Annotated in this window: 19 protein-coding genes; 7 read left to right on the top strand and 12 right to left on the bottom strand. The window is 45.7% G+C overall.

Translation table 11 applies throughout. The features are described from left to right. Positions 1 to 46: 46 nt before the first annotated feature. The 8 genes from pnp to napF all read right to left on the bottom strand — a co-directional run bounded on the left by pnp (position 47) and on the right by napF (position 8,467). Positions 47 to 2,170 (bottom strand): polyribonucleotide nucleotidyltransferase, encoded by a 2,124-nt coding sequence (gene pnp, locus CVP04_RS02760; RefSeq protein ID WP_100296001.1) that lies wholly within the window; start codon positions 2,168 to 2,170, stop codon positions 47 to 49. A 261-nt stretch (positions 2,171 to 2,431) separates the two neighbouring features. Further along, complete coding sequence (locus CVP04_RS02755) at positions 2,432 to 3,019, bottom strand: NapC/NirT family cytochrome c (protein WP_100296000.1); 588 nt, start codon at positions 3,017 to 3,019, stop codon at positions 2,432 to 2,434. Positions 3,020 to 3,031: 12 nt separating this feature from the next. Next, positions 3,032 to 3,460, bottom strand: a complete 429-nt coding sequence (locus CVP04_RS02750; protein ID WP_100295999.1) for a nitrate reductase cytochrome c-type subunit — start codon at positions 3,458 to 3,460, stop codon at positions 3,032 to 3,034. 1 nt (position 3,461) lies between these two features. Then, a complete protein-coding gene (napH, locus tag CVP04_RS02745; protein WP_100295998.1) occupies positions 3,462 to 4,325 on the bottom strand; it encodes a quinol dehydrogenase ferredoxin subunit NapH in 864 nt (287 codons plus the stop codon). Further along, positions 4,325 to 5,077 (bottom strand): ferredoxin-type protein NapG, encoded by a 753-nt coding sequence (gene napG / locus CVP04_RS02740; RefSeq protein WP_100295997.1) that lies wholly within the window; start codon positions 5,075 to 5,077, stop codon positions 4,325 to 4,327. The genes napH and napG overlap by 1 nt, the downstream gene beginning before the upstream one ends. A gap of 43 nt (positions 5,078 to 5,120) precedes the next feature. Beyond that, on the bottom strand, positions 5,121 to 7,604 hold the full coding sequence (gene napA / locus CVP04_RS02735) for a nitrate reductase catalytic subunit NapA (RefSeq protein WP_100295996.1): 2,484 nt from the start codon (positions 7,602 to 7,604) through the stop codon (positions 5,121 to 5,123). Positions 7,605 to 7,649: 45 nt separating this feature from the next. Beyond that, positions 7,650 to 7,940 carry a chaperone NapD gene (locus CVP04_RS02730; RefSeq protein WP_165772765.1) on the bottom strand — a complete coding sequence of 97 codons (291 nt, stop codon included), beginning with the start codon at positions 7,938 to 7,940 and terminating at the stop codon, positions 7,650 to 7,652. 2 nt (positions 7,941 to 7,942) lie between these two features. Beyond that, positions 7,943 to 8,467 carry a ferredoxin-type protein NapF gene (gene napF, locus CVP04_RS02725; protein ID WP_100295995.1) on the bottom strand — a complete coding sequence of 175 codons (525 nt, stop codon included), beginning with the start codon at positions 8,465 to 8,467 and terminating at the stop codon, positions 7,943 to 7,945. Between the two features lie 209 nt (positions 8,468 to 8,676). Between napF and narQ the strand changes: the two genes are divergently transcribed. The 7 genes from narQ to CVP04_RS02690 all read left to right on the top strand — a co-directional run bounded on the left by narQ (position 8,677) and on the right by CVP04_RS02690 (position 17,924). Beyond that, positions 8,677 to 10,380 (top strand): nitrate/nitrite two-component system sensor histidine kinase NarQ, encoded by a 1,704-nt coding sequence (gene narQ, locus CVP04_RS02720; RefSeq protein ID WP_100295994.1) that lies wholly within the window; start codon positions 8,677 to 8,679, stop codon positions 10,378 to 10,380. Between the two features lie 15 nt (positions 10,381 to 10,395). Then, positions 10,396 to 11,421, top strand: coding sequence for a UDP-N-acetylmuramate dehydrogenase (gene murB / locus CVP04_RS02715; RefSeq protein WP_100295993.1), 1,026 nt, complete (start codon positions 10,396 to 10,398; stop codon positions 11,419 to 11,421). A gap of 29 nt (positions 11,422 to 11,450) precedes the next feature. Beyond that, entirely contained in the window at positions 11,451 to 11,765 is a 315-nt protein-coding gene (locus tag CVP04_RS02710; RefSeq protein WP_100295992.1) for a DUF2322 family protein, read from the top strand. Positions 11,766 to 11,896: 131 nt separating this feature from the next. Further along, positions 11,897 to 12,742 (top strand): RNA polymerase sigma factor RpoH, encoded by an 846-nt coding sequence (gene rpoH / locus CVP04_RS02705; protein WP_100295991.1) that lies wholly within the window; start codon positions 11,897 to 11,899, stop codon positions 12,740 to 12,742. A gap of 267 nt (positions 12,743 to 13,009) precedes the next feature. Next, positions 13,010 to 15,016 carry a transketolase gene (tkt, locus tag CVP04_RS02700; protein ID WP_100295990.1) on the top strand — a complete coding sequence of 669 codons (2,007 nt, stop codon included), beginning with the start codon at positions 13,010 to 13,012 and terminating at the stop codon, positions 15,014 to 15,016. A gap of 122 nt (positions 15,017 to 15,138) precedes the next feature. Next, a complete protein-coding gene (locus CVP04_RS02695; RefSeq protein WP_100295989.1) occupies positions 15,139 to 16,605 on the top strand; it encodes an McrB family protein in 1,467 nt (488 codons plus the stop codon). Further along, entirely contained in the window at positions 16,605 to 17,924 is a 1,320-nt protein-coding gene (locus tag CVP04_RS02690) for an McrC family protein (protein ID WP_100295988.1), read from the top strand. Before CVP04_RS02695 ends, CVP04_RS02690 begins: the two co-directional genes overlap by 1 nt. Positions 17,925 to 18,084: 160 nt before the next feature. Here CVP04_RS02690 and CVP04_RS02685 read toward each other — a convergent pair whose 3' ends face one another. From CVP04_RS02685 to CVP04_RS02670, 4 genes are read right to left on the bottom strand one after another with little or no spacing between them, the layout of a single operon-like run. Then, complete coding sequence (locus CVP04_RS02685) at positions 18,085 to 19,065, bottom strand: peptide ABC transporter ATP-binding protein (RefSeq protein WP_100295987.1); 981 nt, start codon at positions 19,063 to 19,065, stop codon at positions 18,085 to 18,087. Beyond that, complete coding sequence (gene dppD, locus CVP04_RS02680; RefSeq protein ID WP_100295986.1) at positions 19,050 to 20,039, bottom strand: dipeptide ABC transporter ATP-binding protein; 990 nt, start codon at positions 20,037 to 20,039, stop codon at positions 19,050 to 19,052. Before dppD ends, CVP04_RS02685 begins: the two co-directional genes overlap by 16 nt. 9 nt (positions 20,040 to 20,048) lie before the next feature. Continuing rightward, complete coding sequence (gene dppC, locus CVP04_RS02675) at positions 20,049 to 20,948, bottom strand: dipeptide ABC transporter permease DppC (protein WP_100295985.1); 900 nt, start codon at positions 20,946 to 20,948, stop codon at positions 20,049 to 20,051. A gap of 12 nt (positions 20,949 to 20,960) precedes the next feature. Then, a complete protein-coding gene (locus CVP04_RS02670; protein ID WP_100295984.1) occupies positions 20,961 to 21,971 on the bottom strand; it encodes an ABC transporter permease subunit in 1,011 nt (336 codons plus the stop codon). Positions 21,972 to 22,119: the final 148 nt, after the last annotated feature.

Raw genomic sequence — 22,119 nt, 5'->3', positions numbered from 1 at the left:
ACGCCGCGCGAATCTTTCCGCACGGCGTACCGAGAGTTAAGTCCGATTACGCTTGTTCGATCTCGTCTTCAACAACGGTTTCTTCACGTTTCGGCGCAAGATCTTTCATCGTTAAACGAATACGACCTTGACGATCGATTTCAACGACTTTTACCGTTACTTCTTGACCGACCGCTAAATAATCGCTGACTTTTTCAACGCGTTCTTCCGCGATTTGCGAAATATGCACCAAGCCTTCTTTATTACCTACGATTGCGACGAACGCACCGAAATCCGCTAAACGGGTGACTTTACCTTTGTAAGTCAAGCCCGCTTCCACTTCGGCGGTAATGTCTTCGATACGCGCCATTACTTCTTTCACGGCGTTGTTATCCACCGCTGCGATTTTCACCGTACCGTCGTCGTCGATGTCGATCGATGTACCGGTTTCTTCGGTCAATGCACGAATTACCGCGCCGCCTTTACCGATGACGTCTTTGATTTTCTTCGGATCGATTTTCATTGTGTGAATACGCGGTGCGAAATCGGAAATTTCCGCACGCGGCGCCGGAATCGCTTGTTCCATTACGCCTAAAATGTGCAATCTTGCGCCTTTCGCTTGATTCAAGGCGATTTGCATAATTTCCGCGGTGATACCTTCGATTTTAATGTCCATTTGAAGTGCGGTCACACCTTCGCGCGTTCCCGCCACTTTAAAGTCCATATCGCCTAAGTGATCTTCGTCACCGAGAATATCGGAAAGCACGACGAATTTATCTTCTTCTTTCACCAAGCCCATCGCGATACCCGCTACGGCGGATTTAATCGGTACGCCCGCATCCATTAATGCAAGGGACGCGCCGCACACGGACGCCATTGAAGAAGAACCGTTGGATTCGGTGATTTCGGATACAACACGCACCACATACGGGAATTCCGCTAACGTCGGCATTACTGCAGCAACACCGCGTTTTGCCAAACGACCGTGACCGATTTCGCGGCGTTTCGGCGAGCCGATCATTCCGGTTTCACCGACGGAATACGGAGGGAAGTTGTAATGGAATAAGAAGTGATCGGAACGTTCGCCGGTCAATTCGTCAATAATTTGCGCATCGCGCTCGGTACCTAATGTTGCCACTGCCAAGGCTTGGGTTTCACCGCGGGTGAAAATCGCCGAACCGTGAGTACGTGGTAAAACGCCGGTGCAAATATCCAAGGCGCGAACGGTATCCACAGTACGACCGTCAATACGCGGTTCGCCGTTTAAAATACGGCTGCGCACGATTTGACTTTCAAGTGCGGTGATAATATCGATAATTTTGCCTTCGCTAAGTTCTTCGTCTTCCGCGGTTAATTGCGCGATAACGTCCGTTTTGATCGCGTCAATTTGTTCGTAACGCGCTTGTTTCTCAGTGATACGGTATGCATCGCCGATACGAGTTTCAGCTAAAGCTTTCACTTTATTGATTAACGCGGTATTCGGTTCCGGTGCGACCCAATCCCAACGCGGTTTGCCCGCTTCTTGAGCGAATTCTTTGATCGCTTCCACCACCACTTGTTGTTGTTGATGACCGAACACGACCGCAGCCAACATTTGTTCTTCGGTTAAAATATCCGCTTCGGACTCCACCATTAATACCGCTTTATCCGTACCGGCGACCACTAAATCCAAACGGCTTTGTTTTTGTTCGTTCATTGTCGGGTTCAACACGAATTGATCGTTGATAAAGCCGACGCGAGCCGCACCGATCGGGCCGTTAAACGGCACGCCGGATAATGAAAGTGCCGCGGACGCACCGATCATCGCCACCAAGTCAGGGCTGATTTGCGGATTGACGGAAACTACTGTCGCCACCACTTGAATTTCGTTAAAAAATCCTTCCGGGAAAAGCGGGCGAATCGGACGGTCGATTAAACGCGCGATTAAGGTTTCGCCTTCGGACGGGCGTCCTTCACGTTTAAAGAATCCGCCCGGAATACGACCAGCCGCATAAGTACGTTCTTGATAATTAACGGTTAACGGGAAGAAATCTTGACCTTCTTTCACGTCTTTTTTCGCAACTACAGTGACGAATACCGTGGTATCGTCCATACTTGCCATTACCGCAGCGGTCGCTTGACGCGCGATGGCGCCGGTTTCTAAAGTTACGGTATACTGACCGTATTTAAACTGTTTTACAACTGGATTCACAATGTTTTTCCTTTACCTATCACGGAAAATTCCGTTATTGAAAAAATAAGGCGGGAATATCCCACCGATGTTATTTGATTGCTCGGTTTTCTCATTGCGACTAGCAAAAATAATCTTAAAATCCACCGCACTTTTGCGCTTTCTTTAGGTGATTTTATTCGGCAAAATTACTTTTGATAGCCGCACGCCGACAAGAAAATCAAAGCCCCATTATTATACAGGGCTTTTGCATTTATTGATACTATTAAAATCAACGGGCGTTTAATTCTCGGTAAAGCCGGATTTTACATTCTTCATATCAGGAAGTTGGTGCGCGATACCTTTGTGACAATCGATACAGGTTTTGCCTTCTTTGATCGCCAAAGTATGCATTCTTTCCGCCACGGTTTTTTGTTGGCTGAAATCCATATCATTGAAATTATGGCAATTCCGACATTCTTGCGAATCGTTGGCTTTCATTCGCGCCCATTCGCGTTCCGCCATTTCCAAGCGCGCCGCTTCGAATTTTTCTTTGGTATCGACGTGTCCCATTATATGCGAATACACTTCGCCCGCCGCTTTAATTTTGCGCGTCCATTTCGGAATAAATTCGTGCGGTAAATGGCAATCGGCACAAATCGCTTTCACACCGCTGCGATTCATATAATGCACGGAATGGCGATATTCCGGCACGACGTCATTCATATGGCAATCGGAGCAAAATTCTTCCGTATTGGTGTGTTCCAACGCCGTATTAAAGCCGCCCCAAAACACGATACCGGCGATAAACGACAACGTAATCAACACGCCGACGGCAATACGGCTCGGCGTGCTAAACCAATGCCAGAATTTTTTAACCAGTTTTAACATAATATCCTCCGATTATTCGCCGTAGCCTTTCATTGGTTTAAATTCATTCGGCACGATAGGATCAACGTCCGATTGAGAAACGTGACATTGTAAACAGAAATAACGACGCGGTGAAGCGGTGCCGCCGACAAAATTCCCCTCGCGATCCATAAAATGCGTCGGGCTGATACGCGTTGCGCCGGTAACGCGCGATGCTTCCACGCTGTGACAATTCAAACATTGATTGGTATTTTTCGTCACTTGATAATTTTTTACGCTATGCGGCACCATCGGCGGTTGATTCACATAATTCAGCGCAGGCAAGGCGCGTTCTTTCACTTCGTTATGAAATGCCGGCGCGACGTTTTCCGCCGAATTTTGCAACTGGCTGTCGATTTGTTGTTCGGCGCCCGCTGTTGCCGCCAAAAGTGCGGTTAAAATTAATACGGTTTTTTTAATCATTTTATTCCCCCGAATGATTAAATCTAGTGGTAAAGGTGAATACATTTTCAGGGCAGGCGTCAATGCAGCGCCCGCAGCTAATACAATCTTTGGAAAGCACCAAAAGGCTTTCATTATTTTTTCCGTGCAACGGCGAGCGCAGCACTTGCGGTTCCGGACACAGATTATAGCAATCCATACAATTATCGCAGCGACTACGATCAATCACTTTGATGCGAATCAGACTTTTCGCGCCGATAATGCCGTAACCGGCGCCGATCGGGCAGAGATGTCCGCACCAGCCGTGCTCGACGATAAATAAATCGAATAAGAAAATCGCTAAAATCAACCAACCCGTTGCGCCGAATCCGTAGATTAAGCCGCGCCCCAACGCCGCCACAGGATTGATCCATTCCCATAATAACATTCCGCTCAAGGCGCTGCCCGCAAGGATCATCAGCAAAATACCGTAACGTAAACCGCGCGGAATTTTCGCACTTTGGCGAATACCTAATTTACGCCGCAACCACGCCGCGCTGTCCGTGACAATATTTAGCGGACAAACCCAACCGCAAAAAATCTTGCTGCCGAGCAGTGCGTAAAACGCGATGACAATCAATGCGCCGAGTAACACCGTGGCATCCGGCAAATAGCCGCTTGCCAAACTTTCCGCCGTCACCAGCGGATCGCTCATCGGGATCGTATCCAACAACAAACTGGCACTGTAATTGCCTTTTAAGATCCAAACGCCCCACCATGGCCCGCTCAAAAACATTGCCAAAATGCCGAATTGAACGAGGCGTCGCCAAAACAAGAAACGGTTGGCGTGCCAAAAACCTAATTTTTCGCGCGCTTCTTTTCCCGCCGCTTTCGGTGAATTTGCCATTAAGGTTCCTCCGGTTTGCGCACAGGCAAGGTGATGATGTCGTCCGGTGCAAGCGAATGTCCCGCTTTGGCTTTTTCTTCCCAGCCTAAACGATAATGCTGACCGATCATTCCTTTGGCTAAGGTCATCGGTAACACCTTGATCGCCGCTTCTTCCAGCACGCAAGCCTCCTCGCATTTTCCGCAGCCGGTGCAGGCATCGGAATGTACGGTCGGAATAAATACCGCGTGCTTGCCGGTACGCTCATTACGGTGCATTTCCAAGGTGATGGCTTTGTCGATTAACGGACAAACGCGATAACACACGTCGCAACGCAAGCCTTGCCAGTTTAAGCAGGTTTCGTGATCCAACAACACCGCCAAGCCCATTCGCGCGTCGTTAATGTTTTCCGCTTGGGCATTCAATGCGCCGCTCGGACAAGCCTTGGCGCAAGGAATATCTTCGCACATTTCGCACGGTTTATCGCGCGCCACAAAATATGGCGTTCCCGCTTCCAAAGGCGACAGCAACGACGCCAAATGCAACATATCGTAAGGGCAAGCTTGTACACATTGCCCGCAACGCACGCACGCGGCGGCAAATTGTTGCGCATTCTCAAGAGCGAACGGCGGACGCAGCGCCACGCCTTCGCGCGCTAAGCTTTGCCGTTGCTGTAAACCTAACAGCAAGCCAAGTCCGGCTAAACCACCGGTCGTGCGAGCGGCATCTTTGAGAAATTTGCGTCTTTCAGGCGTCATCATTGGATTCTTCATCGATTTTCACCGCACTTTTTATGCAAAAGTGCGGTCTCTTTTCTTAGACTTTTTCCACTTTTACCGCACATTTTTTGAAGTCGGTTTCTTTGGAAATCGGATCCGTTGCGTCTAAAGTTAATTTATTCGCCAACTGACCGGCATCAAAGAAGGTGGTATAAATCAAGCCTTCCGGCACTTTATTCCGTCCGCGCGTATCCAAGAAGGAAATCATTTCGCCGCGACGGGAAATCACTTTGATCTTATCGCCGTGACGCAAACCGCGTTTTTTCGCGTCGGTCGGGTGCATCCAAACCAAGTTATTCGGGAAGGAACGGTGCAATTCCGGTACGCGACGAGTCATTGTACCGGTGTGCCAATGTTCCAGCACGCGTCCGGTACAAAGCCATAAATCGTATTCCGCATCAGGCGATTCCGCCGGTTCCTCATAAGGCACGGCTAAAATGACCGCGCGGCCGTCCGGATAACCGTAGAATTTCACGCCTTCGCCCGCTTTAATGTAAGGATCATAACCTTCGCGATAACGCCATAAGGTTTCTTTTCCGTCCACCACCGGCCAGCGCAAACCGCGCGCTTTGTGGTAAGTGTCGAAATCGCTTAAATCGTGCCCGTGACCGCGCCCGAAGGTGGCATATTCTTCAAATAAGCCTTTTTGTAAATAGAAGCCGAAATGATAGGATTCGTCATTCAAGCGATCATTCAATTCGCTCACTGGAAATTTGTTGACTTGATCGTTTTGATACAACACTTCATACAAAGTTTTGCCTTTGTATTGCGGATTTGCCGCTAAAATTTCCGCCGGCCACATTTCATCGGTGGTGAAATATTTGGAAAATTCCACTAATTGCCATAAATCCGATTTCGCCTCGCCCGGCGCTTGCACTTGTTGACGCCAGAATTGGGTGCGGCGTTCCGCATTACCGTAAGCGCCTTCTTTTTCCACCCACATTGCGGTCGGCAACATTAAATCCGCCGCCAACGCGGAAACCGTCGGATAAGGATCGGACACCACGATAAAGTTGTCCGGATTGCGCCAGCCCGGATAGGTTTCTTCATTAATATTCGGCCCGCCTTGCATATTGTTGGTACACATTTGCCACAATACGTTCATCTTGCCGTCTTTCAACGCACGACTTTGCGCCACGGCGTGGAAACCTAATTGATCCGGAATCAGCCCTTCCGGTAATTTCCAGATTTTTTCAGCAATTTTGCGGTGTTCCGGATTAGTGACGACCAAATCCGCCGGTAAACGGTGAATAAAAGTACCCACTTCGCGCGCCGTTCCACAAGCGGAAGGCTGACCGGTTAAGGAGAACGGCCCGCAGCCCGGTAAAGAAATTTTGCCGGTTAATAAGTGAATGTTATAAATCAAATGGTTAGCCCACACGCCACGGGTGTGTTGGTTAAAGCCCATTGTCCAGAAAGACACCACTTTTTTCTTCGGATCCGCATAAATTTTTGCCAAGGATTCCAGTTGATCTTTCGGTACGCCGGAAATTTCGTGTGCTTTTTCCAAAGTATAAGGCGCAACCAAACGTTTAAATTCTTCGAAATCGCTATCGTGCATTTTACCGGCGGTTTTAACGTTTTTCGCCGCTTGTTCTCGCGGTTCTTCCGGACGTAAGCCGTAACCGATGTCGGTTTCGCCGCGTTTGAATTTGGTGTGTTTGGCGATAAAATCTTGATCGATAGCGTTGTTTTGAATCAGATAATTGGCAATGTAGTTTAAAATCGCCAAGTCGCTTTGCGGTTTGAAAATAATGCCTAAATCCGCAAGCTCGAAAGAACGGTGTTCAAACGTGGAAAGCACGTTAACTGTGACGGAATCCGGATTCGCCAAGCGACGATCGGAAATACGCGACCATAAAATCGGGTGCATTTCCGCCATATTGGAGCCCCAAAGCACAAAGGCTTCGGCTTGTTCGATGTCGTTATAACAGCCCATCGGCTCATCCATTCCGAAGGTGCGCATAAAGGCGACTGCAGCGGACGCCATACAATGACGCGCGTTCGGGTCGATATTATTGGAACGGAAACCCGCTTTCCATAATTTCGATTTAGCGTAGCCTTCGAAAATCGTCGATTGACCGGAACTGAACATCCCTACGGCGTTTTTGCCGTTTTTCGCCATTGCCGCTTTGAATTTTTCCGCCATTGTGGAAAATGCCGTTTCCCAGCTCACCGGTGTGAATTCGCCGTTTTTGTCGAATTTTCCGTCTTTCATCCGCAACATCGGTTGGGTTAAACGGTCTTTTCCGTACATAATTTTCGGCAAGAAATAGCCTTTAATACAGTTTAATCCGCGGTTAACTTCGGCATCCGGATCCCCTTGCGAAGCGACGACGCGACCGTCTTTCGTCCCGATTAATACCCCACAACCGGTTCCGCAAAAGCGACAAACGCCTTTATCCCATTTAATCGACGTGTCCGCCGCTTGCACGTTTTTCACCGGAATACTGAGTCCGGCAACCGCCGCCGCGGCGACCGCCGCATTGGTTTTCATAAAGTCTCTGCGACTTAAATTCATAGCGTTTCCCCCACTATTTATTGCATTATTCGTTCGTCCGTTCGATTAGTTTTCGGCGGTTTCATCTTGTTGATGATAAACCAAGGAAAGCGTAATCACGCCGTCGATTTGACGCGCGTTTTCCATATTCTCGAATAAGACGTGTTGATCGTGCGATTGCATCACCACGACCATTTTTCCTTTTTCCGCGTCTTCGGCAGAAATTTCCGTGTGCGGAATCGCCGAAAGTGCGGTGCGAATTTGCGCGATTTTTTGCGGATTCACTTGAACGACCAAGCCGCAAACGTGCCAATCTTTCGCTTCATCCATTGAAATCGTTGTGTTGTTTTGTGACATTGTTATTCCTCAGGATAACTCAATTTAATCGCTGCCACCGGACAGCTGCGGATACAAGCGCCGCAACCGTTACAAGCGCTTTCATCAATCGTCGGTGCGGCAACGCGCCCTAGCGCCAAGGTAAAACGAATGGCGCGCGATTCGCAGCAATCTTGGCAGCTGCGGCAGGCAACATTTTGTCGGGTTAAACAATTCTCGCCGATGTCCGCTTTATGTTGCCAAGGCATTTCATTGGTCGGGCGAAAAACCGATGCGCTGCAAGCACTCACGCATTTTTCGCAAAACGTACATTCGCCGCGCTGAAAATCGATTTCCGGAAAGCCGCCTTCGCCTTGAATTAAAATATGCGTTTCGCACGCTGCCACACAATCGCCGCAGCGCGTACAAGCATCGATAAATGTTTGATTCGCTTTCGCCCAAGGCGGTCGAACGCCTTGAAAACCTTGTAATGCCGTGCGTTCGGATTGCAGCGTGCGAAGAAATTCTCCGCGTAAAAAACGCCGGCGCGGTAAATTTTCATCCGTCATAAGATTAACAAAATACGCTCCGCGAAATCCTCTCCCCCAATTTTTATATTTTCTTGTTCTTAGCGCACGTTTTTAATTACCAGAATTAAGTATTTCCGTGAAAAATGGCATTTTTCTTGCGTTAGATCAAAGTTTATTTCCCTATAAACGGAATGCGTTTTTTTTGCTAAAATGGCGTCATCTTTTCTTTACTTCGGCGGGAGCCTATCGTGGACGACAGAAAAAGTTCGGTTTCAACTAAAATCGCCCATTATTTATTGTTGATCATTATTTTTGCGGCAATCATCAGCGTATTAAGCTTGGGCATAATGCTGAGCAATAAATCCGACGCAAAATTGATTAACGTTTCCGGTTCTTTACGGATGCAAACTTATCGTTTGTTATATGAAATCGAACACGAACCGCAAAAAGTCGAACTGAATTTGCGTCAATATCGTTTAAGCCTACATTCCGCCGCGCTAACCGAAATTAATCATCAGTTCTTTGTGCCGGAAGAAGTAAAACAGGCTTATCAAAATCTGATCAAACGTTGGGAAACGATGGAATCCTACGCGCGCGGCAAAAACTACGAAGCCTATCGCGCCGAAGTGGAAAATTATGTGGATCAAGTGGATCGCTTCGTGAACACGCTGCAATATTTTGCCGAGCGAAAACTGTATATAACCGTTTTTTCCATTTTAGGCGCCTTTCTGTTTATCATCGGCACGGTGTCTTATGTGATTTGGTTTAGTAAAAAACAAGTGGTTAATCCCTTGGAAAAACTGGCGTTGGCGAGTACGCAGGTGCAAATCGGGCAATTCAATCACATTCCGTTGGACACGCAAAAAAACAATGAAATCGGACGTTTATCCGCCGTGTTCACCCAAATGGCGAGCGAGCTGCAAAAACTTTATGCGCAATTAGAAGAAAAAGTGAACGAGAAGACCCAAAAACTCAGCCAAGCCAATCGTTCCTTAACAATGTTATATCATTGTTCGCAGCTGGTCACCACCAACGCCATTACGCCCGATATTCTGCAACAAGTGTTAAAGCACATTATGTTTAACGAACATTTGCATTATATCGAATTAGCTGTGCACGGCGCGGAACATTGGCACATTTGCTTCGGCGAAAAAGATGCGCGGCGACATTGTCAACAAACGGAATTAAGCGTAGAAGGCGATAAACTCGGCGTGCTTTATTGGCAGGCGGGTTTGCCTTGTCCGGATTTGCGTTCAATGCAAAACGTGGCGCAAATGTTAAGCCGTTCGCTGTATTTTCATCAAGCGCAACGACAACAGCAACAACTGCTGTTAATGGAAGAGCGGTCGATTATCGCCAGAGAATTGCACGATTCCCTCGCCCAAGTGTTATCCTATTTACAAATTCAACTGACGTTGTTAAAGCACAATTTGCACAAAAACGACGATAAAGCGACGGAAAAAAGTTTGGCGATTATTCAAGATTTCGAACAGGCGTTGAACGACGGTTATGTGCAATTACGCGAATTACTCGCGACTTTCCGCTTGACGATCCAAGAAGCTAATTTACAATTAGCGCTCGAACAAGTGATCGATTCGCTGCGCAATCAAACCGAAATGCAAATGACGGTCAACTGCGCCTTGCCGTCGCAAGCATTAAACGCACAACAATTAGTGCACGCGTTGCAAATCGTGCGAGAGGCAACTTTAAACGCGATTAAACATTCGCAAGGCTCGCGCATCGAAATTTCCGCGCAAACCGACGAGGACGGCGAATACGAATTGGTCGTGCGCGATAACGGCGTCGGCATTCCGAGCTTGGACGAACCCGTCGGGCATTACGGCTTAAATATTATGCACGAACGCAGCGCGCAACTGAATGCGAAATTAACTATTCGCAATCTACCGAGCGGCGGCACCGAAGTAAAAATTACATTACCGAATACAAGATAAGATTAAGGACAACAAATGGAAAATCTCAACGCCTTTCATACCTTCGGGATCAACGCGAATGCAAAAAAAATCGTAAAAATCACCGCACTTGATCAATTAAAACAAGAATGGGCGGCAGCGAAACAGGATAATCTGCCGGTGCTTTTCTTAGGCCAAGGTAGCAATGTGCTGTTTGTCGAAGATTTTAACGGCGTGGTGTTAGTCAACCGCCTGCAAGGTATCGAACATTCGGAGGACGCCGATTTTCATTATCTGCGCGTGCAAGGCGGCGAAAATTGGCACAACTTGGTGCAATGGAGCTTAGAAAACGGCATTAACGGCTTGGAAAATCTCGCCTTAATTCCGGGCTGCGCCGGTTCCGCACCGATTCAAAATATCGGCGCTTACGGCGTGGAATTTAAAGACGTCTGCGATTATGTGGATGTGTTGGATTTAACCCGCGGCGAATCCTTCCGTTTGTCCAATGAACAATGCCGTTTCGGCTATCGCGAAAGCATATTTAAACACGAATACGCACAAGGTTATGTGATTACGGTGGTCGGCTTGAAATTAGCAAAAAATTGGCAACCGGTATTAAAATACGGTTCCTTGGCGGATTTTGATAAAAGTGCGGTAAATGCAAAGCAAGTTTTCGACGAAATTTGCCGAATCCGCCAAAGCAAATTGCCCGATCCGGCAATATTCGGCAACGCCGGCAGTTTCTTCAAAAATCCGGTGATTAGCGCGCAAAAATTTATTTCCTTACAACAAGACTATCCCGCCATCCCGCATTTTCCACAAGCGGACGGTTCGGTAAAATTAGCCGCCGGCTGGTTGATCGATCAATGCGGCTTAAAAGGTTATCAAATCGGCGGCGCAGCGGTGCATCAACAACAAGCATTGGTGATTATCAATAAAGATCGCGCGACAAGCTCCGACGTGGCGGAACTAGCCCACCACATCCGCCGAACCGTCGCGTTAAAATTCGACGTTTACTTACAGCCCGAAGTGCGTTTTATCGGCGCAAAGGGTGAAGTGGATAGTGAAGATTATATTTCTTAAATTTAAAACCAACACATAGTGAGCAACATATGGATTTCAAAACGATTTTAGAAACCTTACCGACGATCGATCATTTAAGCGGCTTAAACGTCATCAAAGGTGATAAAATCATTCATCACATTCCGGCGATTCAAGGCAAATTAGGATCCTTGCGCGTTTACAATGCGCTGGCGCAGGAATTTAACGGAAAATTCGACCGCACTCGTGCGGAAAGAGGCTTGCAACTATTCGCCGAGCATACCCAAGACGCGCGCGAAAATCCGGCGAAGCACCCGAATATCGATTTATTGTTGCAAGTTATCGAGCAAGGTTTAGAATATCAACTTGTACCGATTCACCGTTAATCTTAAGAACTTCTTAAGATATTTATGGTCTAATCTATCATAAATCGTGAGATTCATCGCTTATAACGATTGATATTCTCGTTAATTATGTTATAACTAAACCCAAAAGGTGATTACTAAGAAGGAATAGAATGAATAAAGAAACACAAACAATGATGCTGGTTCCTCAAGGCAGCTTAGAAGGTTATATCCGAGCGGCGAGCGAATATCCGATGCTAACGGCGGAGGAAGAAAAGGAATTGGCAACACGTTTGTATTATCACGAAGATCTTGAGGCGGCAAAAAAATTGATTTTGTCTCACCTTCGTTTTGTCATTCACGTCGCGCGCGGTTATTCCGGTTACGGTTTACCGCAAGCGGATTTAATTCAGGAAGGCAATATCGGCTTAATGAAAGCGGTCAAACGCTTTAATCCGGAAGTGGGCGTGCGCTTGGTTTCCTTTGCGGTGCATTGGATCAAAGCGGAAATTCACGAATATGTGTTACGCAACTGGCGCATCGTAAAAGTCGCCACCACCAAAGCGCAACGTAAATTATTCTTTAATTTGCGTAAGACGAAACAGCGTTTAGGTTGGTTTAATGACAACGAAGTGGATATGGTCGCCGACGAGCTCGGTGTGTCGAGAGAAGACGTGTTGGAAATGGAAAGCCGAATGAGCGGCGCGGACGTCGGGTTCGATTTATCGAACGATGACGATGATGACGCTTATGCACCGGCATTGTATTTGGAAGATAAACATTCTAACTTTGCCGCCGAGCTGGAAAACGAAAATTACGAAACCCAAGCCGCCGATCAAATCGCCGTGGCATTGGAAAATCTTGACGCTCGCAGCCAAGATATTATCAAAGCCCGTTGGTTGGACGAAAAGAAAGCGACCTTGCAAGATCTTGCCGCGAAATACAATATCTCGGCGGAACGCGTGCGTCAGCTTGAAACCAGCGCATTGAAAAAATTAAAAAGTGCGGTCAGTTTTTAACTGATTTTTCATTGAAGAAAAGATCGAATTCTCATTCGATCTTTTTTTATATCCGATTTAGTGAACTACATCACATTTAGCGCCAATAAGAAAAAACTAATCGAATTAATTCGGTTTTCTTCAAGAAAAATAAGGTAGAATAGTCAACCGAACTATTTTTACGATTTTATTGGGAGAAGTATAAACTCTCCCGATTCGGAGTAACACATAGAACCTAGCCCTTGTGAAGCGCTGTGTGTTGAAACATTTGATAAGCAGGAGAATAAAATGGCAACTCGTAGAGAACTTGCTAACGCGATCCGTTTTTTAAGTATGGATGCAGTACAAAAAGCGAAATCCGGTCACCCGGGCGCACCTATGGGAATGGCGGATATTGCGGAAGTGTTATGGCGTGACTTTTTAAAACATAACCCGAATAACCCGAAATGGGCGAACCGCGACAGATTCATTCTTTCTAACGGTCACGGCTCAATGCTCATTTACAGCCTACTCCATTTAACCGGTTACGATCTTTCTATCGACGATCTTAAACAATTCCGTCAACTTCATTCCAAAACACCGGGACACCCTGAATACGGCTATGCACCGGGCGTAGAAACTACCACCGGCCCGTTAGGTCAAGGTATCACCAATGCGGTGGGGATGGCGATTGCGGAAAAAACGCTTGCGGCGCAATTTAACCGTGAAGGTCACGAGATTATCGACCACCACACTTATGTCTTTTTAGGCGACGGTTGCTTAATGGAAGGCGTTTCGCACGAGGCTTGTTCATTAGCAGGTACGCTCGGTTTAGGTAAATTAATCGCATTTTATGACGACAACAATATTTCTATCGATGGTCACGTTGACGGCTGGTTCACCGACGATACGCAAAAACGCTTCGAAGCTTACGGTTGGCAAGTAATTCCGGCAATCGACGGACACAATCCGGAACAAATCGAACAAGCGGTAAAACAAGCGCAAGCGGAAAAAGATAAACCGACCTTAATTATTTGCAAAACCATTATCGGTTTCGGTTCGCCGAACAAATCCAATTCTCACGATTGCCACGGCGCACCGCTCGGTGACGAAGAAATCGCCTTAACCCGCAAAGCGCTGAACTGGGATTACGCACCCTTTGAAATTCCGGCGGACATTTATGCCCAATGGAGCGCAAAAGAAAAAGGTCAAGCGGAAGAACAAAATTGGAACGATAAATTCGCCGCCTACGCCAAAGCTTATCCGGAATTAAGCGCCGAATTGGTTCGTCGTTTAAACGGCGAATTGCCGGCAAACTGGGCGCAAGAAAGCCAAGCTTTCATTGAAAAATTACAAGCGAATCCGGCAAATATTGCCAGCCGTAAAGCGTCACAAAACGCTATCGAAGCCTACGCACATCTTTTACCGGAATTTTTGGGCGGTTCCGCCGACTTAGCCGGTTCCAACCTCACTTTATGGTCAGGTTCCAAACCGATTCGTGCCACCACCAACACCGACGGTAACTATATTAACTACGGCGTGCGCGAATTCGGAATGTCCGCCATTATGAACGGTATCGCCTTGCACGGCGGCTTTATTCCTTACGGCGCCACTTTCTTAATGTTCTACGAATATGCCCACAACGCAGTGCGTATGGCGGCGTTAATGAAACAACGCAGCTTGTTCGTTTATACCCACGATTCTATCGGCTTGGGCGAGGACGGTCCGACCCACCAACCGGTCGAACAAACTTCCGCCTTGCGTTTAATTCCAAACTTAGAAACTTGGCGTCCTTGCGACCAAGTGGAATCCGCGATTGCGTGGAAAGCGGCGGTGGAACGTAAAGACGGTCCAAGCGCATTAATCTTCACGCGTCAAAATCTCGCACAAATGAACCGCACTTCCGAGCAACTTGCTAATGCGGCACGCGGCGGATATATTTTGCGCGATTGTTGCGAAAAAGGCGATTGTCCGGATCTTATCCTTATCGCCAGCGGTTCCGAAGTGGAATTAGCGATGAAAGCTGCGGAAGAATTGGATGCACAAGGCACCAAAGTTCGCGTCGTATCAATGCCGAGCACCAACGTGTTTGATAAACAAGACGCCGCTTATCGCGAAAGTGTGTTACCGAGCAACGTCACCAAACGCGTCGCCATTGAAGCGGGCATCGCGGATTTCTGGTACAAATACGTCGGTACTCAAGGTCGTATCGTTGCAATGAACACCTTCGGCGAATCCGCACCGGCGGATCAGCTATTCAAACTATTCGGCTTCACCGTTGAAAACGTCGTTGCCAAAGCGAAAGAAATTCTCTAAATTTCTACCGCACTTTTAACGAAAGCACGCTGAAACGGCGTGCTTTTTTATTTTATCGCATATTGTACTCGCATTACGTTAACGCTATAGTAACGATAAGATTCCACTAAAAAAGATATGCTATGCCAACTATTCCTATTACGAATTTAAAATCGCTCATTGATAAAATTAATTCCGATTTAGCGGATTTTATTGATACCTTCCGCTATGCACGAAAAGAATTACTCAACCTAAAACGAGCTCCTGCTCAAAATATATTATTTAAATATAATAACGAAGATCGAAATTGGGCAATTAATGAAGGCGGCGGAACGGAAATACAATATCATATTTATTTAGATGAAGATAAAATAAGATACGGTCTTGCTTTTAGTGCACAATATGTTCCCTTTAAAAATGATAAGTCGCCCGTCGAATATATTCGCCCTTTTGTAAATGCTTACCTACGAATTAAAAATGACCCGATTGCAACCGTTCTGAAACAAAAAGGATTCCATTTTTTATATGACAAAGATGAAAAAGATCTACACGAATTAAAATATGATGATTTTTATTTATTCGGAAAAGTAATTGATGTTATTAACAATCACATTGACGAACTGGAATATACCGAAATGATCGCATATTTTCGTCAAGAACTCTTTCAATTATATTGCGCCGTGATTACAGAGAAAAATAGCCTTTCGGCATTAGGAGAAAATATTGTGGAATATACCGAATTACTAAAACAAAATAAAAACCTTATTTTAACCGGCGCACCGGGAACCGGAAAAACTTTTTTAGCAAAACAAATCGCTATTAACTTATTCTTTAACAAAACGGACGAAAATACATTAAGCGAAGAAGAAAAAGCGATATTCGACCAACATTATACTTTCGTACAATTTCATCCTTCTTACGATTACACCGATTTTATCGAAGGATTAAGAGCGGAAGAAATAAACGGACAAGTCGGCTTTAGCTTAAAAAATGGTATATTTAAGGAATTTTGTAAAAAAGCGATTTCCCAAAAAGCTGAGAATTATCCCTATATTTTTGTCATTGATGAAATTAACCGAGGTGAAATTTCCAAAATATTCGGCGAATTGTTTTATTCCATTGATCCCGGTTATCGCGGTAAAACGGGAAAAGTGAAAACCCAATATGCATCAATTCAAAATAAAGATACGGTTTTTGACGAAACCTTGGGGGCGGGCTGGTTTTATATTCCGGAAAACGTCTATATTATCGGCACGATGAATGACATTGATCGCAGCGTCGAAAATATTGATTTTGCAATGCGCCGTCGCTTTGCGTGGAAAGAAATCAAAGCGGAAGATCAAATTTCAATGTGGAACGGTCATATTGATCCGTGGAAAGAAGAAGCGGAGAAGAAAATGACCGCACTTAACCGAGAAATCGAAAATCTTCCGGGGCTGAATTCCTCTTATCATATCGGGCCGGCATATTTTTTAAAATTAGAACAATATCAAGGCGATTTTCAAAAACTTTGGGCAAATCATATTCGCGGTATTTTATTCGAATATTTACGAGGCTATCCGGATACGGAAGAACGTTTAACCGAACTGGAAAATATATATTTTAGTTAATGATGTTAATAACCACGGATAATAATCAAGGCAATTTAATTTGTGAAGAACGCTATTATGCCGCTCTTCAACGGCTCACCTTGCCTATCGAGCAATTAATCGAAAATAACCCGAATTTATTGATTTTTCCCGAAGTATTAAACCGACATAATGATGATATTCATCAGCAAATCATATTTGATCTTGCGCACCAATCTTCTCACTATAAATTAACGACATATAATGTAATGGGATTTATCGGCGTTAATCAAAGCTTATTAAGTATTCATTCGCGTTTTACGCCTTCGGATCAAGAAGATTATTTTTTGCATTATATGTTACAAAAAGTATTCTGCATTAATATGCTGGATCTTAAATTCGATTCGAATAAGGAAAATATTTTTGATTTCTTACTTTATCTCTTTCCCGCAATGTTAATTAAAGCCTTAAAACAAGGTTTATTTAAACAATATCAATACCGAAATTACAATAATAATCAACTCAAAGGAAAAATTGATCTTTCGACGCATATTAAACGCAATATCCCTTTTCAAGGCAAAATCGCTTATTCATTAAAAGAATATTGTTACGATAATAATGTCACTCAACTTATTCGGCATACTATCGAACAAATTAAACGTCAGGCTATCGGCAGACAGCTTTTGACTGCAAATAGAGAGATTATCGAAGCGGTTCGAAAAATCGAATCCGTCACACCGACTTATTGTAAGAATGAAAAAAGATCCGTTTTAAATAAAAATAATCAACCCATTTCTCACACTTATTTTTCGGATTATGTTCCGTTACAAAAATTATGTAAACAAATATTAAATTACGAAGAAATAAAATATGGAAAAGAAAAAGATAAAATCTACGGAATATTATTTGACGGCGCCTGGCTTTGGGAAGAGTATTTAAATACCCTATTACAATCGCTTGGATTTAATCATCCGAAAAATAAAACCGGCAAAAATGCGTTATATTTATTTGAACATTCGAAAAATTATAAACGCTTTCCTGATTTCTGGTATAAAAATATTATTCTTGATGCGAAATACAAGCGCTTAGAGCGACAAAACGAAATTCATCGGGAAGATATTCACCAACTTATCAGCTATATGTATATTCAAAAAGCAGATATCGGCGCAGTGATTTATCCGACAAAAACCGATTCCGAATGTTTTTCACAAGGCAAATTGAACGGATATGGCGGCAATATTTTTAAAATCGCCTTTTCAATTCCGCAAAACGCCTCCGATTATTTCACCTTCGTGGAAAAAATAAAAGAAAGCGAGCGATTTCTGCAAAACAGCGTTCGATCCTATATTCAAGCGGATTAACCGAATAAAAATATGACGGCAAAAAGCGTATATCTCAATATGTTTAAGACCGATGACAAACCTATATGGCTGTTTATCATCATTTCCCTTCTCCCCTTGTGGGAGAGGGAAAAGTGGGATACAAACTGAAGCATAATCGCCAAACCTTCGTCGGTTTTCTTTATTCCACCATAAAACAAGCGATTTTCGTGCCGTCGGGATAGGTTTTTAACTCCGGTTGCTCTTGCGAACAGCGCGCCGTAGCGAATCGGCAACGGGCGTGAAAAGCACAGCCTTTCGGCGGGTTTAACGGGCTCGGTAATTCGCCTTCCAGCTTAATTCGCTCGCGACGCAAATGCGGTGAAAGTCGCGGTGTGGCGGAAAGGAGCGCTTGGGTATAAGGATGACGCGGATTGTTGAATATTTGTTCGGTATTGCCCTGTTCGACGCAACGTCCCAAATACATCACCATTACCTCGTCGGAAATATGCTCCACCACGGATAAATCGTGCGAAATAAAGATATAAGACAACCCTAATTCTTGTTGCAAGTCCATCATCAAATTCAACACTTGCGCGCGAACCGAAACGTCTAAGGCAGAAACCGGTTCGTCGGCGACGACAATATCCGGATTAAGCATTAACCCGCGTGCAATCGCGATCCGTTGACGTTGACCGCCGGAAAACATATGAGGGTAGCGATCATAAAATTCGGCACGCAAACCGACTTTTTCCATCATCGCCAGCACGCGTTCTTTACGTTCCGAGGCGGAAAGTGCGGTGTTAATCAGCAAAGGTTCTTCCAAAATCGTGCCGATTTTTTTACGCGGATTAAGCGAAGCGTAGGGGTTTTGGAACACGATTTGAATTTTTTGCCGGCGTAATTTTCGCGTCTGGTGATCGTTTTCTAAAAAGTTTTGTCCGTTATAAAACAGTTCGCCGTCCGTCGGCGTTTCAATCATTGTAAGCAAACGTCCGAGCGTGGATTTACCGCAACCGGATTCGCCCACCACGGCTAAGGTTTTACCTTTTTCCAAGCAAAAAGACACGCCGTCTAAGGCTTTTACCGTTTTCGTCGGCGAAAACAAGCCTTTTTTAACCGGATAATGTTTTTTTAAATTGACCGCACTTAACAGCGGTGCGGGCTTTAATTGCTCGGACATAGGGGTTCTCCTTGCGCGTTAAGCGGGGTATGACATTTCACTTGGCGCCCGTCCAAAGCGCGCAGTTGCGGTTCGACTTGGCGGCAATGTTCGGTGGCATAAGGACAGCGCGGATTTAATAAACAACCGGCGGAACGATCATATTTTCCGGGTACGACGCCCGGCAAGGATTTCAAATGCGATTTTCCTTCGGCAAACTCAGGCAAAGATTGCAATAATGCCTGCGTATAAGGATGTTTCGGCGCATTAAAGATTTCTTCCGCCAAACCTTCCTCAACGATTTGTCCGGCATACATCACGATGATACGGTGCGCCGCTTCGGCAACCAAGGCTAAATCGTGAGTAATCAAAATCAGCGCCATATTTTCTTTCTTTTGCAAGTCCAGCAAGAGATCTACGATTTGCGCTTGAATCGTCACGTCCAAAGCGGTGGTCGGTTCGTCGGCGATCAATAATTTCGGCTTGCAAGCAATCGCCATTGCAATCATCACCCGCTGGCTCATTCCGCCGGATAATTGATGCGGATACACCGCCAATCGGGATTCGGCATCGGGAATCCCCACCATTTGCAATAATTCGACCGCTCTTTTACGGCGTTCCGCCTTGCTGCCGCCTTGATGAACTTTCAACGCTTCCATAATTTGAAAGCCAACCGTATAAGCCGGATTCAAACTGGTCATCGGATCTTGGAAAATCATCGACACTTCCGCACCGACTAATTTTTGTTTTTCTTTCGCTCCAAGGGTTAACAAATCGTTACCTTCGAAGGTCAAGGTATCGGCACTGACCCGTCCCGGATAATCGATTAATCCCATTACGGCAAGGGAACTAACCGATTTACCCGATCCCGATTCGCCCACAATACCGAGCACTTCGCCTTTGTCGATTTGATAACTGATGCGATCCACCGCTTTAAACGGCGCATTTTCCTCGCCGAAATGGACGGAAAGGCGTTCTATTTTAAGTAATGACATTGCGCCTCCCTATTGTTTTAATTTCGGATCAAGAGCGTCGCGTAAACCGTCGCCCATTAAGTTGAAGGCTAAAACGGTCAACAAAATCGCTAATCCCGGGAAAGTGACCACCCACCACGCACGCTGTACGAATTGCAAGGCATCCGCCAACATTGCGCCCCATTCCGGCGTCGGCGGTTGCGCACCGATACCGAGGAAGCCTAATGCCGCCATATCTAAAATCGCATTGGAAAAACCTAATGTGGTTTGCACAATCAACGGTGCAACACAGTTCGGTAAAATCACGATCAGCATTAAACGCCACGCGCCCGCACCGGCAACACGCGAGGCGGTGACATAATCTCGGTTGATTTCGTTTAACACCGACGCACGGGTTAAACGCACATAACTCGGCAAAGAAACTAAGGCTATGGCGAACGAAGCGTTGAGCAGCGAAGGACCGAGCACCGCGACAATAGCAATCGCCAATAACAAACTCGGCATTGCCATCATAATATCAATCACGCGCATAATCGCGATATCGACCACTCCGCCGACATAACCGGCGATAAGCCCTAAAGACACGCCCAATACGAAAGAAAGCGACACGACTAATAAGCCGATAAATAAAGATAAGCGTGCGCCGTGAATTAAGCGCGACAAAATATCCCGCCCCACATCGTCGGTACCTAACATATAATTCCAACTTCCGCCTTCCAACCACGCCGGCGGCATTAATAAGGCATCGCGCGCCTGTTCGATCGGATTATGCGGAGCTACCCACTCGGCAAACAGACTGATAAATAAAACGGCGGCGATATAAATCAACCCGATCAACGCACCTTTATTGCGCGTAAAATTCGTCCAAAATTCGCGCAACGGCGTTTGCGGGGCCGGCGCTTGTATTGAAGTTATCACAGATTCTGACATAAAATTTTCCCGTTATTTTTTATGGCGAATGCGCGGGTTCAACACGCCATACATTAAATCGACCAATAAATTCACCAAAATAATAATCGTGGCGATAATTAAAATAGCCCCCTGCACCACCGGATAATCTCTAGCGCGAATCGCCTCGATCACCCATTTACCGATGCCCGGCCAAGCAAAAATAGTTTCGGTTAAAATTGCGCCGGATAATAATTGTCCGATAATCAAACCGATCACCGTGACCACCGGAATAAGCGCATTACGCAAGGCGTGTACGATAATCACGCGCATCGGCGTTAATCCTTTGGCGCGCGCGGTACGAATATAATCTTCGCCTAACACTTCCAACATTGAAGAACGCGTCATCCGCGAAATCACCGCCAAGGGAATCGTCCCCAACACCACGGACGGTAAAATTAAATGGGATACGGCGGATTTAAACGCACCCGGCTCGCCTGACAGCCAGCTGTCGATTAACATAAAGCCGGTGACGTTATCAATCCAAAATTCCGCGCCGATTCGTCCGGAAACCGGCGTAATATCCAGCTGCACGGACATCACCAACATTAATAACAAGCCCCACCAGAAAATCGGCATCGAATAGCCCGTCAGCGACACTGCCATTACCGTATGATCAAATACCGATCCGCGTTTCACCGCCGCCAGAATACCGGCGGGGATCCCGATAATCACCGCAAATAAAACGGCGAATATGGATAATTCGATCGTCGCGGGAAACAGCGATAAAAATTCATCGACCACCGGCTCGTTATTTTTAAAGGAATTGCCCAAATTACCTTGCGCAATGCCTTTGACATAGTCGCCGTATTGAATATACAAGGGTTGATCCAAGCCCAGTTGTTTTTTCATTTGCTCGTGCATTTCCGGATTTAAACCGCGCTCTCCCATCCGAATCTCAATCGGATCGCCGGGAATCAAGTGGATCAAAGCAAAGGTCAAAAGCGTAATGCCGAGAAACGTCGGAATAATCATCGCAATACGCTTGAGAAGAAATTGAAACATAGATTTTCTCTTAAGAATTAGGTTTGTTTATCTTTCGCATTCGCCGAAGATAAAAATTCCCCCAAATAAATTAAAACTAAAAAAACGAAAAAAATCACCGCACTTTTAGAAAAGAAGAAACGCGGGCAAACACCCGCGTTTGCGCTTA

The organism is Caviibacterium pharyngocola, from assembly GCF_002795405.1.
GTDB lineage: Bacteria > Pseudomonadota > Gammaproteobacteria > Enterobacterales > Pasteurellaceae > Caviibacterium > Caviibacterium pharyngocola.
This window is presented reverse-complemented; position numbering and strand designations above follow the sequence as displayed.

Coding starts and splice junctions, on each gene's coding strand:
- CVP04_RS02685 (WP_100295987.1), bottom strand. CDS start 19,065: ATGTCCGAGCAATTAAAGCCCGCACCGCTGTTAAGTGCGGTCAATTTA.
- tkt (WP_100295990.1), top strand. CDS start 13,010: ATGGCAACTCGTAGAGAACTTGCTAACGCGATCCGTTTTTTAAGTATG.
- dppD (WP_100295986.1), bottom strand. CDS start 20,039: ATGTCATTACTTAAAATAGAACGCCTTTCCGTCCATTTCGGCGAGGAA.
- CVP04_RS02695 (WP_100295989.1), top strand. CDS start 15,139: ATGCCAACTATTCCTATTACGAATTTAAAATCGCTCATTGATAAAATT.
- napH (WP_100295998.1), bottom strand. CDS start 4,325: ATGGCAAATTCACCGAAAGCGGCGGGAAAAGAAGCGCGCGAAAAATTA.
- CVP04_RS02755 (WP_100296000.1), bottom strand. CDS start 3,019: ATGTTAAAACTGGTTAAAAAATTCTGGCATTGGTTTAGCACGCCGAGC.
- CVP04_RS02690 (WP_100295988.1), top strand. CDS start 16,605: ATGATGTTAATAACCACGGATAATAATCAAGGCAATTTAATTTGTGAA.
- napF (WP_100295995.1), bottom strand. CDS start 8,467: ATGACGGATGAAAATTTACCGCGCCGGCGTTTTTTACGCGGAGAATTT.
- dppC (WP_100295985.1), bottom strand. CDS start 20,948: ATGTCAGAATCTGTGATAACTTCAATACAAGCGCCGGCCCCGCAAACG.
- CVP04_RS02750 (WP_100295999.1), bottom strand. CDS start 3,460: ATGATTAAAAAAACCGTATTAATTTTAACCGCACTTTTGGCGGCAACA.
- CVP04_RS02670 (WP_100295984.1), bottom strand. CDS start 21,971: ATGTTTCAATTTCTTCTCAAGCGTATTGCGATGATTATTCCGACGTTT.
- CVP04_RS02730 (WP_165772765.1), bottom strand. CDS start 7,940: ATGTCACAAAACAACACAACGATTTCAATGGATGAAGCGAAAGATTGG.
- rpoH (WP_100295991.1), top strand. CDS start 11,897: ATGAATAAAGAAACACAAACAATGATGCTGGTTCCTCAAGGCAGCTTA.
- murB (WP_100295993.1), top strand. CDS start 10,396: ATGGAAAATCTCAACGCCTTTCATACCTTCGGGATCAACGCGAATGCA.
- napA (WP_100295996.1), bottom strand. CDS start 7,604: ATGAATTTAAGTCGCAGAGACTTTATGAAAACCAATGCGGCGGTCGCC.
- CVP04_RS02710 (WP_100295992.1), top strand. CDS start 11,451: ATGGATTTCAAAACGATTTTAGAAACCTTACCGACGATCGATCATTTA.
- napG (WP_100295997.1), bottom strand. CDS start 5,077: ATGAAGAATCCAATGATGACGCCTGAAAGACGCAAATTTCTCAAAGAT.